The 14,851-nt window shown below is 64.3% G+C and carries 9 protein-coding genes, 1 tRNA gene and 1 pseudogene; 4 read left to right on the top strand and 7 right to left on the bottom strand.

What is annotated here, in order from left to right; all coding sequences use genetic code 11:
* Window positions 1-19: 19 nt before the first annotated feature.
* Together AC0L21_RS23755 and AC0L21_RS23750 are read right to left on the bottom strand one after the other, a co-directional pair.
* On the bottom strand, window positions 20-1,597 hold the full coding sequence (locus AC0L21_RS23755; protein ID WP_473264209.1) for an amidase family protein: 1,578 nt from the start codon (window positions 1,595-1,597) through the stop codon (window positions 20-22).
* 347 nt (window positions 1,598-1,944) lie between these two features.
* A tRNA-Ser gene (locus tag AC0L21_RS23750) sits at window positions 1,945-2,034 on the bottom strand.
* Window positions 2,035-2,230: 196 nt separating this feature from the next.
* On the opposite strand from AC0L21_RS23750, the gene AC0L21_RS23745 reads away from it, so the two are divergent.
* Complete coding sequence (locus AC0L21_RS23745; RefSeq protein WP_473264206.1) at window positions 2,231-2,572, top strand: hypothetical protein; 342 nt, start codon at window positions 2,231-2,233, stop codon at window positions 2,570-2,572.
* Between the two features lie 50 nt (window positions 2,573-2,622).
* On the opposite strand, the gene AC0L21_RS23740 is transcribed toward AC0L21_RS23745, so the two are convergent.
* The 3 genes from AC0L21_RS23740 to AC0L21_RS23730 all read right to left on the bottom strand — a co-directional run bounded on the left by AC0L21_RS23740 (window position 2,623) and on the right by AC0L21_RS23730 (window position 6,649).
* Window positions 2,623-4,086, bottom strand: a complete 1,464-nt coding sequence (locus AC0L21_RS23740; RefSeq protein WP_473264204.1) for a trehalose-6-phosphate synthase — start codon at window positions 4,084-4,086, stop codon at window positions 2,623-2,625.
* Window positions 4,087-4,324: 238 nt separating this feature from the next.
* Window positions 4,325-5,146, bottom strand: coding sequence for a trehalose-phosphatase (otsB, locus tag AC0L21_RS23735; protein WP_473264201.1), 822 nt, complete (start codon window positions 5,144-5,146; stop codon window positions 4,325-4,327).
* 3 nt (window positions 5,147-5,149) lie between these two features.
* Window positions 5,150-6,649, bottom strand: a complete 1,500-nt coding sequence (locus AC0L21_RS23730; RefSeq protein ID WP_473264199.1) for an MFS transporter — start codon at window positions 6,647-6,649, stop codon at window positions 5,150-5,152.
* A gap of 182 nt (window positions 6,650-6,831) precedes the next feature.
* Here AC0L21_RS23730 and AC0L21_RS23725 point away from each other — a divergent pair.
* Window positions 6,832-7,170: pseudogene (locus AC0L21_RS23725) on the top strand (DUF3175 domain-containing protein).
* Between the two features lie 154 nt (window positions 7,171-7,324).
* On the opposite strand, the gene AC0L21_RS23720 reads toward AC0L21_RS23725, so the two are convergent.
* Window positions 7,325-9,358: a methyl-accepting chemotaxis protein gene (locus AC0L21_RS23720; RefSeq protein ID WP_473264197.1), complete on the bottom strand. Its 2,034-nt coding sequence runs from the start codon at window positions 9,356-9,358 to the stop codon at window positions 7,325-7,327.
* A 184-nt stretch (window positions 9,359-9,542) separates the two neighbouring features.
* Window positions 9,543-11,582 carry a methyl-accepting chemotaxis protein gene (locus AC0L21_RS23715; protein ID WP_473264195.1) on the bottom strand — a complete coding sequence of 680 codons (2,040 nt, stop codon included), beginning with the start codon at window positions 11,580-11,582 and terminating at the stop codon, window positions 9,543-9,545.
* 356 nt (window positions 11,583-11,938) lie between these two features.
* On the opposite strand from AC0L21_RS23715, the gene AC0L21_RS23710 reads away from it, so the two are divergent.
* Window positions 11,939-12,424, top strand: coding sequence for a (2Fe-2S)-binding protein (locus tag AC0L21_RS23710; protein WP_007599059.1), 486 nt, complete (start codon window positions 11,939-11,941; stop codon window positions 12,422-12,424).
* Between the two features lie 84 nt (window positions 12,425-12,508).
* On the top strand, window positions 12,509-14,851 hold the full coding sequence (locus AC0L21_RS23705; RefSeq protein WP_473264194.1) for a xanthine dehydrogenase family protein molybdopterin-binding subunit: 2,343 nt from the start codon (window positions 12,509-12,511) through the stop codon (window positions 14,849-14,851).

Here is a 14,851-nt window from a genome sequence, read left to right as displayed (position 1 = left end):
TCACACCTTCGCTGCCCTGTCAGTCCATCTGTTCCCACAGCCGATGGGAGAGCACGCCGGCCCGCTTCTCGATCGCGGCCGCCGCATCGAGCGCGAGGTCCTCGCGATAGCGTCCGGCAATGAGCTGCACGCCGATCGGCTTGCCATCGTGCAGCGTCACCGGCACCACGGCGCCGGGCAGCCCCAGCACGTTGATCGCGGAGATGAAGCGGATCTCGCCCCAGAAAATCTCGCGCACCCGCTCGGGGCTGACAGTGTCCTCGCGCGGGCTAGGCGTCGGCTTCACCGTGGTCGGTGCCAGCACCACCGGATACTCCTCGAAGAACAATTGCCAGGCGCGAATGTGGCCGTTGCGCGCCGCGGTCGCCTGCATCCAGGCCTTGAGGTCGAGCACGTTGGCCTTGGCTTTCATGCCGCCCCAGGCCTTGTGGAAGTCTTCGGACGTCACCTTCAGCATGCCGGCTTCCTGCATCACCATCGTCTCGTTGGTGATGATGTCGCACCAGGTCTGCCAGACCCCGTCGATGTCGGGCACGTCGACCTCGCTGACGCGATAGCCGGAACGCTCCAGATGATCGGCGGCCTGACGCAACGCCGCCGCGACGTGCGGATCGACGTCCATGTCCTCGGGAATCCTGGCCAGCGCGACCTTGATCGGCCTCTTCGGCTTCGGACCCACCAGCGGCGCCGGCACCCACCAGGGATCACGCGGATCACGCTGGCTCATCACCTCCAGCGCGAGCCTGACGTCGGCGACGTGGCGGGCGAGCGGCCCCTGCGCCGACATCAGATGCGCCAGCATCGGCCGCTCGGCAGTTGCGCTTGCGTTGAACGCGGGAATACGCCCCTGCGTCGGCTTGATGGTTGCGACGCCGTTGCAATGCGCCGGCCAGCGCAGCGAGCCGCCGATGTCGTTGCCGTGCGCGATGGTGCCGATGCCGGCGGCGACCGCCGAACCCGCACCGCCCGAGGAGCCCCCGCAGGTGATATTGGGATCCCAGGGATTGAGCGTCAGCCCGTGCAGGGGATTGTCGGTGAAGCCGCGGAAGGAGAATTCCGGCGTGTTGGTGAGGCCGATGACGATCGCGCCTGATTTCTTCAGGTTGCGCACGACGGGCGAATCCGACGGCGCGATGAGGTTCTTGTTGGCGGGAACGCCATTGAAATTCGGACGACCCTCGTAGTCGACATTCTCCTTGATCGTGATCGGTACGCCATGCAGAAGGCCGAGCTCGCCGCCCTTCGCGCGCCGCTTGTCGGCCGCATGGGCCGCAGCCAGCGCCTCTTCCGAGAGATCGACGACGACGGCGTTCAGCCTCGGATTGACGGCCCGCATCCGCTCGAGATGCGCCTCGACGGTCTCGACCGCGGAGATGGCGCCGGAGCGGATGGCGGCCGCGGTCTCGACCGCCGACCATTGCCAGGCCGGGCCTTTTGGGCGGCGTGGTGCTGATGATTTGCGCGGAGCTGCCTTCTTCACCGGCTTCGTTGCGGCCTTCGCGACCTTGCCCTTGCGAATGGCGCTTTTCTTGCTGGAGGTCTTCGCTGCTTTCTTCGCAGCAGTTTTCTTCCTGGTCGCCGTCTTCTTCTTCGCCACGTCGCATCTCCTCACATTGCGCCGCGGAAGTTATGGAGGTCACACGACCGTGTACAGGCGCGTTTCTGCATGGCGCGCGATCGCGACGCGTTGTCGCGGCCGAAGGCGCGCGAGAGACGCTCATGCACCTTTGGGTCTTTTCCCACGACGCATGTACTGGCTGAATGATGGACTAAACTGCCGCCAGATTGCGGCATCGCGACCGGGTTTTGAGGCCGCCATTTGGACAGCGACAAATTGGAGCATTTGCCTGCAGCCGCATCGCCATGTCGGCAGCGATCGCCGATGGAAGGGCGTCGCGGACGGGCGAGAGGAACGGAAGGTATGGGTTGGCCGGACGGGGCTGATGGCGGAGAGAGTGGGATTCGAACCCACGGTACGGTTTCCCGCACACACGCTTTCCAAGCGTGCGCCTTAAGCCACTCGGCCATCTCTCCGGAGCGCACTCTCTTGAAGGGGCGCCGATGATTTTGCAAGGGATCGCGGGGAAATCGGGTGATTTTTCCGTAAGATATTGTATTTTCTAGACAATATCAGGCGCTGCGGCAACGCTCGGAACCGCCTGCCGGCTGAACCGGCGGCGGGTTTGGTGCGACGATTCACTCAAGACCGTCAAACAAGACCGGGGGCCCTATGATCATCCGCAACACCATCGCCGCGATGAGCCTGATTTCGGCTGTGGCCGCCGCCTTTGCTGGGCCGGCCGCCGCGCAGGTCTGCACCCGGCAAGGGCTCGACGTCAGCTGTGACGACGGACGGCGCGGGATGCTTTCCGGCGATACCATCCTCTGGCCCGACGGCACGCGCTCGAGCGCGACGCCGCATCAGAGCGTCATCATCGGCAACAAGAGCTCGGTGCATGTCGGGCCCGGCGTGTTCGTCGGCCAGGGCAAGGGCATGGTGCCGCTCGACGATCCGAACGCGCCGAACAAGCGGCAGTGCGCGATTCTGGAAGGCGTGTCGTATTGCTATTGAGGCTCTCGTCTTCGCCCGTACCCTCCCCGTAAGGAACGGTGAGAAGAAGACTAGATCAACCGCACGCCTGAGATCGCCGACTTCAGCCAGCGCAGCGCTTGCGGCGGCTGGTTGGCGAGCGGCGCGACCGCGGCCTTCTCCGTCCGGCATTTCTCCAGTTCAGCGACGAAATCCGCCGACCATTGCTGGATGGTGTGGCCGCGCAGCTTCTTCATCATCGCATCCCAGCGCATCTTACGCTCGGTGAGCGGCATCGCGGCCGCGACCGCGATCGCGCGCGCCATGCCGTCGATGTCGTGCGGATTGACCAGCAGGGCGGCGTCGAGCTCGTTGGCCGCGCCGGCGAATTTCGACAGCACCAGCACGCCGGGATCGGCCGGGTTTTGAGCGGCGACGTATTCCTTGGCGACAAGGTTCATGCCGTCGTGCAGCGGCGTCACCACGCCGATCTGTGCGGTGCGGTAGAGACCCGCGAGCACGGCCTGGCTGAAGCCCTTGTTGAGATAGCGGATCGGTGTCCAGTCCGCCTCGCCGTGGCGGCCGTTGACGTCGGACACGAGCCGCGCGACCTCGTTCTGCAAATTGCCATAGGCTTCGATGGCACCGCGCGAGGGATTTGCGATCTGCAACAGCGAGATGCTGCGCGCAAACTGCGGATGCTCGGTCCAGAGCCGATCGAACGCGCTGATGCGGTTGACGAGGCCCTTGGAATAGTCGAGCCGGTCGACGCCGATCGCGAGCCGCTCACCGTTGAGGCTGCGGCGCAGCCGCGACACGTCCGGATGCGACGCCGATTTCGCCGCGTATTGCGCGAACTTCTCGGCGTCGATGCCGATCGGAAAGACTTCGCAGCGCGTTCGGCCATGCTGCGAGATCGCCACGCCGTCTTCGACGGCGAGGCCGAGTTCGCCCGCGACATAGCCTAGAAAATTCTGGCAGTCGTCATTGGTCTGGAAGCCGATCAGATCGTAGGCCAGCATCGCCGTGATCAGCTCGCGATGATTGGGAACGCCCTGCATCACCGCGGCGACGGGCCATGGCGTATGGAGGAAGAAGCCGATCGGATCGTCGACGCCGAGATCCCGCAGTTCCGCACCGAGCGCGAGGAAATGATAGTCCTGTACCCAGAACGCAGTTTGCGCTTTCCGGAAGCGCATCAAGGCACGCGCCATGAAGGCGTTGACCTCGCGATAGCTGACATAGTCATCGCGCGAGACGCGGATCAGATCGCTGCGCGAGTGCAGCGCCGGCCACAGCGCCGAATTGGCGAAGCCTTCGTAATAGCCGCCATAGTGCGCCGCCGGCAGATCCAGCGTCGCGATCGCACCCGAACCCAGTGCTTCGATTTCTGCGAACGGCTCCTTTTGATGACCATCACGCACACGGCCCGAGGACCCCACCCAAATCGCGCCCGAATGTTCCACGACGGGTAACAACGCCGCCGCGAGACCGCCCGTCATGGGCTCATTGGGCTTGCCGCGCGCGACGCGATTTGAAACGACGACTAAATTCACAGGTCGTCCCCTCCTGTTTCATTCCACCCCATTTAACTGCCGTTCATCAATATGGTTCCTGATCATCCTTTGCACCAATTGAAACCAAAATCGGGCGGGCGCGTTGGAACCGGTTTACCTCCGCGGAACCTGACGATTTCGCTACATAAAGTCGGTTTCGGAACCGCAGCGCGCGCAGCATGAAGCGGACGCGCTGGGGAGCTACGCGCGCGATATGTGGCTGCGAGATGTCGGCGCCCTATTCCAACCTTGAGTCGTCGAGCAGCCGCGCAAGGAACGCGCGCACGTCGTTCGGCGCGTCGAAGTGCCCGTTGACGCCCATGGCGCGGCGGCCGACCGAGAAGGCGAGCCCGTTCATGTCGGGCATGATCGCGAACACGGTCTCGTCGGTAACATCGTCGCCGATGAAGATCGGACGGCGTCCCTTGAAAGGCTCGTGCTTCATCAATTCGCGCACGCCGGTCGCCTTGGTGAAACCGGAATGCTTGATCTCGCAAACGAACTTGCCAGGCAGCACCTCGATCGGCGCATTGGGCAGGTCGGCGCGGATCAGCGAAACGGATTCATAGATCGCCTTCTCCGCATGCGGCGCAAGGCGGTAATGCAGCGCCAGCGAATAGCCCTTGTCTTCGAGCAGAATGCCGGGACTGAGCTTGGCGACCGCCGCGAGCCGCCGCTTCAACTCCTTGTCCAGCGGCGGCGCGCTGACGGCATCGGCTTCGTTGTCCACCGAAAGCCGCATCTCCGCGCCGTGGCCGGCAACGGCGCGAAAGACATCGGGCGCGAAGATCAGGTCGATGTCGTTGAGCGAACGGCCGCTGACCATCGCCAGCGCGCCCGAGGTGCGCTCCGTCAACCGGTTCAGCGTTTCCGACAGGCCTGGCGGCACCCACACCTCACGCGGCGTCGGCATCAGGTCGAGCAGCGTCCCGTCGATGTCGAGCAGGATCGCTGTTTCGTTGAGATGCGGCACGAGTGCGTGAGGCACCGGCACCGCATCGGGCGCTTCATCGTCGACCATGGTACGCTTTAGATCCAATTCAGCCAGTTCCGATTTCATAGTCTACTCCATGGACGCAAGCGGCCGCGCGATTTCTTCGAGCGATTTGCGTTCCGCCGAGACGGCATAGCGCCACGCCACGATCGCAGCCGCGATCATCAGAAAGGCCCCCAGCAAATAACCTGCGAATACGCTCGTGCGTGATCCCGTGTCGATCAGCGCCCCGAACAATGCGGGGCCGATCACGCCGCCGATGCCGGTGCCGACCGCATAGAACACCGCGATCGCGAGCGCACGGACTTCCAAGGGAAAAGTCTCGCTGACGGTGAGATAGGCCGCGCTCGCGGCGGGCGAGGCAAAGAAGAAGATCACCATCCAGGCGATGGTCTGCCCCTGCGCGCTCAAGGCGCCAATCGAGAACAGATAACCCGACAGCGCCAGCAACAGGCCCGACACGCCATAGGTGAACATGATCATGGTCCGGCGGCCGAGCGTATCGAACAGGCGGCCGAGCAGCAGCGGACCGAGGAAATTGCCGGCAGCGAAGGGAAGCAGATACCAGCCGACATGATCGGCGCTGATCCCGTAAAAATCGGTCAACACCAGCGCAAAGGTGAAGAAGATGGCGTTGTAGAAGAAGGCCTGCGCGATCATCAGCACGAGGCCGACCATCGCCCGCTGGCGATAGACCGAGAACAGCGTGTGCACGACCTCGCGGATCGGCGTGTGGCTCCGCATTTTCAGGCGAATCTTGGCGAAGCGCCCGTCGCTCGTGTCCTGGTCGTGTCCGATCACCGAGCGCTCGATCTCGCCAACGATGGCGTGGGCCTGGTCGGGACGACCGTGGATCATCAGCCAGCGCGGACTCTCCGGGATCCACATCCGCATCAAGAGCACGACGAGGCCAATGGCCGCGCCGATGAGATAAGCGAGGCGCCAGCCGAGATCGGGGCCGATCACCGCGGGATCGAGCAGCACGATGGCCGCCACCGCGCCCATCGCGGCGCCGATCCAGAAGCTGCCGTTGATGACGAGATCGGTCCAGCCGCGATAGCGCGCCGGCACCAATTCCTGGATGGTCGAATTGATCGCCGTATATTCGCCGCCGATGCCGGCGCCGGTGAGGAAGCGAAACAGTGCGTAGCTCGCGACATTCCATGACAGAGCGGTCGCGGCCGTTGCCGAGAGATAGAGTGCGAGCGTGATGAAGAACAGCTTCTTGCGGCCGATGCGATCGGTCAGCCAGCCGAAACCGAGCGCGCCGAGCACCGCGCCCGCGAGATAGGCGGAATTGGCAATGCCGAGATCGAGATTGGAGAAATGCAGGGAGGGGCTTTGCTTCAGCGCGCCGGAGAGCGCGCCGGCCAATGTCACCTCGAGGCCATCCAGAATCCAGGTGATGCCGAGCGCGAGCACGACCCGGGTGTGAAACCCGCTCCACGGCAGCGCGTCAAGCCGTGCGGGAATGCTGGTTTCGATGATGCGATCGGCCGCGTGGGCCTTCGCGACCGCCTTGGAGACCACAGGTCCATCGTTCGGCGCTGGGCTTCGCTGCAATTCCATCGCGTTGTTGCATCTGACCAATGGACATGGCCCGGTTCACATGGCGTGGACGGGGGCGATCCGATCAAGGGGGTGCGGCATTCCGCCTGCCACCCTGCGACAACGTCTGCGGCGAGGCCAGGTTCCCGCAGGAACGACCGCTCGCGCCGCTGGTTTTCGGTGGAGCCGCAAGGAGTTGACGCATGGCTCATGCCAGAAAGACGACACATTCTCGCAAAACAGCGGCGCGCAAGAGCACCCACCGCGCCGCACCGAAGCGCTGGTCACAGCGCGTGACGAAGTAGAGCAACGCGCTCGTCCTCAAACAAGGCGTGTTCAAGCTGACCAGCGCGAAGAAGATCGCGACTTCGTTGAAGCGCTCGGCCGAGCACAGCGCGCGTCGCAAGACCGGCGCGTACCGCTCGGCGCTGTCGATGCTGACGTTCTACATCAACCGCGCCGGCAAGACGCTACCGCAGACGCAGCGCACGCGGCTGGAGCGGGCAAAGGTGGAGCTGAAGCGGGCATTCGGGAGGGAGTGAGCGCCGGGTCGTCCTGGACAAGCGCAGCGCCGATCCAGGACCTATTACCCCAGGGAGCAGTTTGGCGATGACTTGGAGTTAGCAGTCGCCCGGCAACTCTGCCTTGGGGTAATGGGTCCTGGCTTTCGCCAGGACGACATTGGCGCGGGTGCCCCTACGCCGCCCGGATGTTCCCCATGAAGCGGTCGAGCTCGGCGCGCAGGCGGGTGCTTTCGGATGACAGCGTCTTGGCCGAGTGCAGCACCTCTTCCGAAGCCGAGCCGGTTTCGGCGGCGCCGCGGTTGACCTGGCCGATGTCGGTGGCGGCGGTCTGAGTGCCCTGCGCGACGGTCTGGACGCTGCGCGCGATTTCCTGCGTCGCCGCGCCTTGCTGCTCGACCGCGCTCGCAATCGAGGTCGAGATCGACGAGATCTGGCCGATGGTGGCGCCGATCTCCTTGATCGCCGCAACCGACTCGGCGGTGGCGCCCTGCATGCCCGTGATGTGCGAGGAGATCTCGTCGGTGGCCTTCGCGGTCTGGCTCGCCAGCGACTTCACTTCGCTGGCGACCACTGCAAAGCCGCGGCCGGCTTCACCGGCGCGTGCCGCCTCGATGGTCGCATTCAGAGCGAGAAGATTGGTCTGCTCGGCGATCGCCGTGATCAGCTTGACGACTTCGCCGATCTGCTGGGCGGCATGCGAGAGCTTGCCGATGCGATTATCGGTCTCCTTTGCCTGCACCACGGCGGCTTCGGCAATGCGGCTGGAATCGCGGACCTGGCGGCCGATCTCCTCGACCGAGGCCGAGAGCTCTTCGGTCGCGGTCGCCACCGACTGCATGTTGCTGGAGGCCTGCTCGGAGACGTCGGCGACCTGGCTCGACAGGCTCTGCGTGGTCTCGGCGGTGCGGGTCAGCGTCGAGGCCGCCGATTCCAGCTGCACGGCGGAAGCCGAGACGTTGGAGACGATGGCACCGACCGCGCTCTCGAAATCGTCGGCGAAGCGAATCAGTTCGGAGCGGCGGCTTGCGGCCTGCTCCCTGTTCTGAAGTTCGTTCGCGGCGGCGTCGCGCTCGGCCTTGGCCACGGCCTGCACCTTGAATTCCTCGACCGCGCCGGCCATCTCGCCGATCTCGTCCCTGCGCCCCAGGCCCGGCAGCACGACATCGAAATTGCCCGAGGCAAGCTCGCGCATCGCCTTGCACATCGCGATCATCGGACGCGAAATGCCGTTGCCCAGCATCAGGGCGAGCACAGCCCCGACGGCAAGGCCGCCCAGCGCCATCATCAGCATCAGCCGCTCGGTCTCGCCGATGGTGGCATTGGCGTTGACCTCGATGCGCTGCTGATCCGCCGTCAGCTCCGACCGCAGCTCACCCGAGAGCTTGAGAATGGAGGCAGCCGTCTTGGTCATGTCGCCGTTCAGCTTGACGATGACCTTCACGTTCTCGGTCAACTTTGAAAAGGAGGTGCGGTACTGCTTGAGGAGGTTGCTGATCTCGGTGACGCGGTCGGTGATCTTCTGGTCGTTGGCATAGATCGAGACCAGCAAGGTCTCCAGGAATTTGATGCGGGCGATCACGCCGTCGGCGGTCTTCGGCTCCGGCTTGGCGACGAAGGCGCTGACCGAGGTGGAGACCGCAAGGTATTGCGATGTGATGTCCTTGGCCGTGCTCTGAACCGAGTTCAGGCCCGCCAGTGCCGCGGTATCGGCGAGATCGTCGAACTTGAACCGGATCTTGTTGCCGACGCTGTTGAGCTCATCGGTCGCGATCTTGCCGTTCTCGCGCGTCAAAACGATGATCTCGCCGAACACCTTGGTAAAGCTCTTGAAGTCGGCCTCGAGCCTGCCGACCTGCTCGCGGCGCGCTACGCCGGTGGTGGCCGCCGCCGACTTGGCGATCGCGGCCCTCAGATTCTCTTCGGCTGCTTTGGCCGCGGTCTCATCATCCGCCGCGCCGGTCAGCGTGTAGGCCCGCGCCAGCCCCTGGTAGGCAATCAGCTCGCGATCGACCGTCCGCGCAAGGTCCGCTTCGGCGACGCTGGAGCGATAGGAGGCCACGGCGGCCTGGATCCGCTCGAAGCCGAAATACGCGAAAGCCATGCTGACGGCGAGGATGGCGAGCACCGCCACGAAGCCGAGGATGATTTTTGCGCGAAAACGCAAGGTGAGCAGCTTCGATATGGTCGGCTTCGACTTGACGGGCATTCCCCACCCCATTCCATTCGCGGAAAACCAGGCGCAGCCCGGAAGCAGCCCGCTTCCTGACGCGTGAGCACGGTAAATGGCAAAGGATAAGCTGCGGTAAATTTGTGGCGCCGCAACCGGCGGTTACGTGACGCAGGGTCTCGTCGTCCTGGCTTTCGCCAGGACGACATTGACGGGAATGCCCCTACGCTGCCCGGATATTGCCCATGAAGCGGTCGAGCTCGGCGCGCAGGCGGGTGCTTTCGGATGACAGCGTCTTGGCCGAGTGCAGCACCTCTTCCGAAGCCGAGCCGGTTTCGGCGGCGCCGCGGTTGACCTGGCCGATGTCGGTGGCGGCGGTCTGAGTGCCCTGCGCGACGGTCTGGACGCTGCGCGCGATTTCCTGCGTCGCCGCGCCTTGCTGCTCGACCGCGCTCGCAATCGAGGTCGAGATCGACGAGATCTGGCCGATGGTGGCGCCGATCTCCTTGATCGCCGCAACCGACTCGGCGGTGGCGCCCTGCATGCCCGTGATGTGCGAGGAGATCTCGTCGGTGGCCTTCGCGGTCTGGCTCGCCAGCGACTTCACTTCGCTGGCGACCACTGCAAAGCCGCGGCCGGCTTCACCGGCGCGTGCCGCCTCGATGGTCGCATTCAGAGCGAGAAGATTGGTCTGCTCGGCGATCGCCGTGATCAGCTTGACGACTTCGCCGATCTGCTGGGCGGCATGCGAGAGCTTGCCGATGCGATTATCGGTCTCCTTTGCCTGCACCACGGCGGCTTCGGCAATGCGGCTGGAATCGCGGACCTGGCGGCCGATCTCCTCGACCGAGGCCGAGAGCTCTTCGGTCGCGGTCGCCACCGACTGCATGTTGCTGGAGGCCTGCTCGGAGACGTCGGCGACCTGGCTCGACAGGCTCTGCGTGGTCTCGGCGGTGCGGGTCAGCGTCGAGGCCGCCGATTCCAGCTGCACGGCGGAAGCCGAGACGTTGGAGACGATGGCACCGACCGCGCTCTCGAAATCGTCGGCGAAGCGAATCAGTTCGGAGCGGCGGCTTGCGGCCTGCTCCCTGTTCTGAAGTTCGTTCGCGGCGGCGTCGCGCTCGGCCTTGGCCACGGCCTGCACCTTGAATTCCTCGACCGCGCCGGCCATCTCGCCGATCTCGTCCCTGCGCCCCAGGCCCGGCAGCACGACATCGAAATTGCCCGAGGCAAGCTCGCGCATCGCCTTGCACATCGCGATCATCGGACGCGAAATGCCGGTGCCGAGCAGGAAGGCGAGGACCGCGCCGAGCAGCGTGCCGCCGACGGCCAGCATCAACACCAGCTGCTCGGTCTTCCCGATGGTCGCTTCCGATTCGGACTCCAACCGCTGCTGTTCGGCAACGAGGTCCGCCTTCATGGCGGTAGCACCCTGAAGGATCGCGCCGGCCGAGCCGCTCATCTCGGTGACGAGATCGTCGATCATCTTGGCATTGGCGATCAGCTTCTCCAGCGATTCCCGATAGGCACCGAGCAATCCCTTGGCGTCCTTCAGGCCGGCGACGATCTTGTCGTCCATGGAATAGACCGCGTTGAGGGAGTTCTCGACGAATTTCAGCCGCGCCAGCGCGCTGGTCGCGATCGCCTGGTCGGACGTCAGCACGAAATTGGTCGCCGCCGCGTTCGCGGTCTGGAATTGAGCATTGACCTGCTTGGTCCCGAACTCGATCGCCTGCGCCTCGGAATCGGAGGCATTGTTACCGATGTCGTCGAGCTTGTATTTCAGGAGGTTGGCGTTGCGCGAGAGCTGGTTCTGCACCAGCAGCGCGCTGTCACGCTTGGCCTGGAGGACTTTTGCGAAGGTCGCTGAGAAGTTGGAGAACTCCTTGGCGAGCTTGCCCAGGCTCTCCTGGCGCGCCGGCTTCTTGGCGCTCTTGACCGCCTGGTCGATGGCGCTCTTCAGGCCGGTCTCCGCGTCCAGCGCCGTCTTGGCGTCGTCCTCCTTGCCGGTGACGACGAAATATTTGACGGCCGAGCGATAGGCGAGCAGCTCCCGGTCGATATTGCGGGCGAGATCGGCCTCGGTGACGCTGCTGCGGTAGGACCCGACCCCGGACGAGACCCGCTCGAAGCCAAAATAGGAGAAAGCCATGCTGCCGGCGGAGATCACCAGCACGGCGGCAAAGCCCAGAATGATCTTGGCGCGGAACCTGAGGGTCGGCATTATTGTGCGCTTCGACGACGACGCGATACGCCTGGACATTCCCACCCCCATTTTCATTCAGCCGCGATCCGGTGGCGTCCCGCCCCCTGACCTGGCTGAGCAAAACTAAGGCAGAATCGATAAGGGGCGGTAAATTCGGTGCGCCCGCGGAGTTTCCGGCTCTATCGGCCAAGGCGAACTGAAAAGGCGAACTGCATAGGGATATGGAGGCTGGCATCCCAGCTGCGCCCCGGGGCCGTGCCCCCATCCGGTCGACTCGGCCACCCCCACCAATGCTGGCCATTCCGGATCAATGACTTTTCCATGACGCGGGCGACCAAAATCGTAGTTGCAAAGTTCCGGGTCGCTGTCTCTAATTAGAAACAATCAAAATCGACCCCGGGGAGGATTCAACCGTGTCTACAGTCAAACTGACGGTGAACGGCAAGGCTGTTGCCGTCGACGTCGAGGACCGTACGCTGCTGGTTCAGCTGCTGCGCGACCACCTCAACCTCACCGGAACCCATGTCGGCTGCGACACCAGCCAGTGCGGCGCCTGCGTCGTCCATATGGACGGCAAGGCCGTCAAATCCTGCACCATGCTCGCGGGCCAGGCCGATGGCGCCAGCATCACCACGATCGAAGGCATCGCCAAGGGCGACGAGCTGCACCCGATGCAGGCCGCCTTCCGCGACAATCACGGCCTGCAGTGCGGCTATTGTACGCCGGGCATGATCATGTCGGCCATCGACATCGTGCACCGCTATGGTGGCCAGCTCGACGAGGCCACCGTCCGCCACGAGCTCGAAGGCAATATTTGCCGCTGCACCGGGTACCACAACATCGTCAAAGCCGTACTGGACGCGGCCGGACGCATGAAGGTCTCGCAGGCGGCCGAGTAAACGGCGCGCGTCGAAATAAGAACCACTGCCGCCGCTTTCGAGGGAAAGCGCGGTCAAGTCAAATTCCGGTCGGGAGGACCAGACATGGGTGTTGAAGGCATTGGCGCGCGCGTCGTGCGCAAGGAAGACAAGCGTTTCATTACCGGCAAGGGCCGCTACGTCGACGACATCAAATTGCAGGGCATGACCCATGCCCATTTCATCCGCAGCCCGCACGCGCATGCCAAGGTGAAGGGGATCGATTCCTCCGCCGCGCTGAAGATGCCGGGCGTGGTCGCGGTGCTGACGGGACAGGAGATCGTCGACGACAAGGTCGGCAACCTGATCTGCGGCTGGGCCATCACCTCCAAGGACGGCAGCCCGATGAAAATGGGCGCATGGCCGGCAATGGCGCCGGAGACGGTGCGCTTCGTCGGTCAGGCGGTCGCAGTCGTGATCGCCGAGACCAAAAATCTCGCACGCGATGCGGCCGAAGCCGTGGTCGTGAACTACGAAGAGCTGCCCGCGGTCGCCGACGTCCACGCCGCGATCAAGTCCGGCGCGCCGCAGCTGCATCCCGAAGCTCCCGGCAACCAGGTTTATGACTGGGTGATCGGCGACGAGGGCGCCGCCGATGCCGCCTTCGCCAAGGCCGCTAACGTGGTGAAGCTCGACGTCACCAACAACCGCCTCGCGCCGAACGCAATGGAGCCGCGTGCCGCGATTGCCAATTACGATGCGGCGGAAGAGCATTTCACGCTCTACACGACGTCGCAGAATCCGCACGTGGCCCGCCTGGTGCTGTCGGCGTTCTACAACATCGCACCCGAGCACAAGCTGCGCGTGATCGCCCCCGACGTCGGCGGCGGCTTCGGCTCGAAGATCTTCATCTATCCCGAAGAGATGGTGGCGCTGTGGGCCTCGAAGAAAGTCGGCCGTCCCGTCAAATGGACCGGCGACCGCACCGAAGCCTTCCTCACGGACGCACATGGCCGCGACCACGTCACTCATGCCGAGATGGCGTTCGACGCCAACAACAAGATCACCGGGTTGAAGGTGAAGACCTACGCCAATTTCGGCGCCTACATGTCGCTGTTCTCGTCGTCGGTGCCGACCTATCTCTACGCGACGCTGCTGTCGGGCCAGTACAACATCCCGGCGATCCATGCCGAGGTGGTCGGGGTCTACACCAACACCACGCCGGTCGATGCCTACCGCGGCGCCGGCCGCCCCGAGGCGAGCTATCTGATCGAGCGTCTGATGGAGACGGCGGCGCGGCAATTGAAGGTCGATCCGGCCACGCTGCGCCGGACCAACTTCATCACCCAGTTCCCGCACCAGACGCCGGTGATCATGGCCTATGACACCGGCGACTTTAACGCCTCGCTGGATGCCGCGATGAAGGCGATCGACTATGCCGGCTTTGCCGGGCGCAAGGCCAAGGCGAAAGCCGACGGCAAGCTGCGCGGTATCGGCGTCTCCTGCTACATCGAGGCCTGCGGCATCGCGCCGTCGAAGGCGGTCGGCAGCCTGGGCGCCGGCGTCGGCCTTTGGGAATCCGCCGAGGTCCGCGTCAATCCGGTCGGCACCATCGAGGTCCTGACGGGATCGCACAGCCACGGCCAGGGTCACGAGACCACGTTCTGCCAGCTCGTCGCGGAGCGCCTCGGCATTCCCATCAGCCAGGTCTCGATCGTCCATGGCGACACTGACAAGGTGCAGTTCGGCATGGGCACCTACGGCTCGCGCTCGGCGGCCGTCGGCCTCACCGCGATCCTGAAGGCAATGGAGAAGATGGAATCCAAGGCCAAGAAGATCGCCGCGCACGCGCTGGAAGCCTCGGAAGGCGACATCGTCATCGAGAACGGCGAGTTCAAGGTGGCCGGGACCGACAAGGCGATCGCCTTCCCGATGGTCGCGCTCGCGGCCTACACCGCGCACAATCTGCCCGACGGGATGGAGCCGGGCCTGAAGGAAAGCGCCTTCTACGACCCGACCAACTTCACCTTCCCGGCCGGCACGTATATCTGCGAGCTCGAGGTCGATCCCGGCACCGGCAAGACCTCTTTCGTCAACTTCGTCGCCGCCGACGATTTCGGCCGGCTGATCAACCCGATGATCGTCGAAGGCCAGGTCCATGGCGGTCTTGTGCAAGGCATCGGACAAGCGTTGCTCGAGCACGCGATCTACGACGCCAACGGCCAGCCGGTCACGGCCTCGTTCATGGACTACGCCATGCCGCGCGCCGACGACGTTCCCTCGTTCAATCTCTCCCACACCACAACGCTGTGCCCGGGCAATCCCTTGGGCATCAAGGGTTGCGGCGAGGCCGGCGCGATCGGGGCGTCAGCGGCCGTGATCAATGCGATCACGGACGCGATCGGCAAGAACAATCTGGAAATGCCCGCAACCCCCGACAGGGTGTGGCGCACGATCCACGCGGCTTAA

This window comes from Bradyrhizobium sp. WSM4873 (assembly GCF_055811355.1).
The sequence above is the reverse complement of the archived record's forward strand: the minus strand, read 5'-3'. Positions and strand labels throughout refer to the sequence as shown.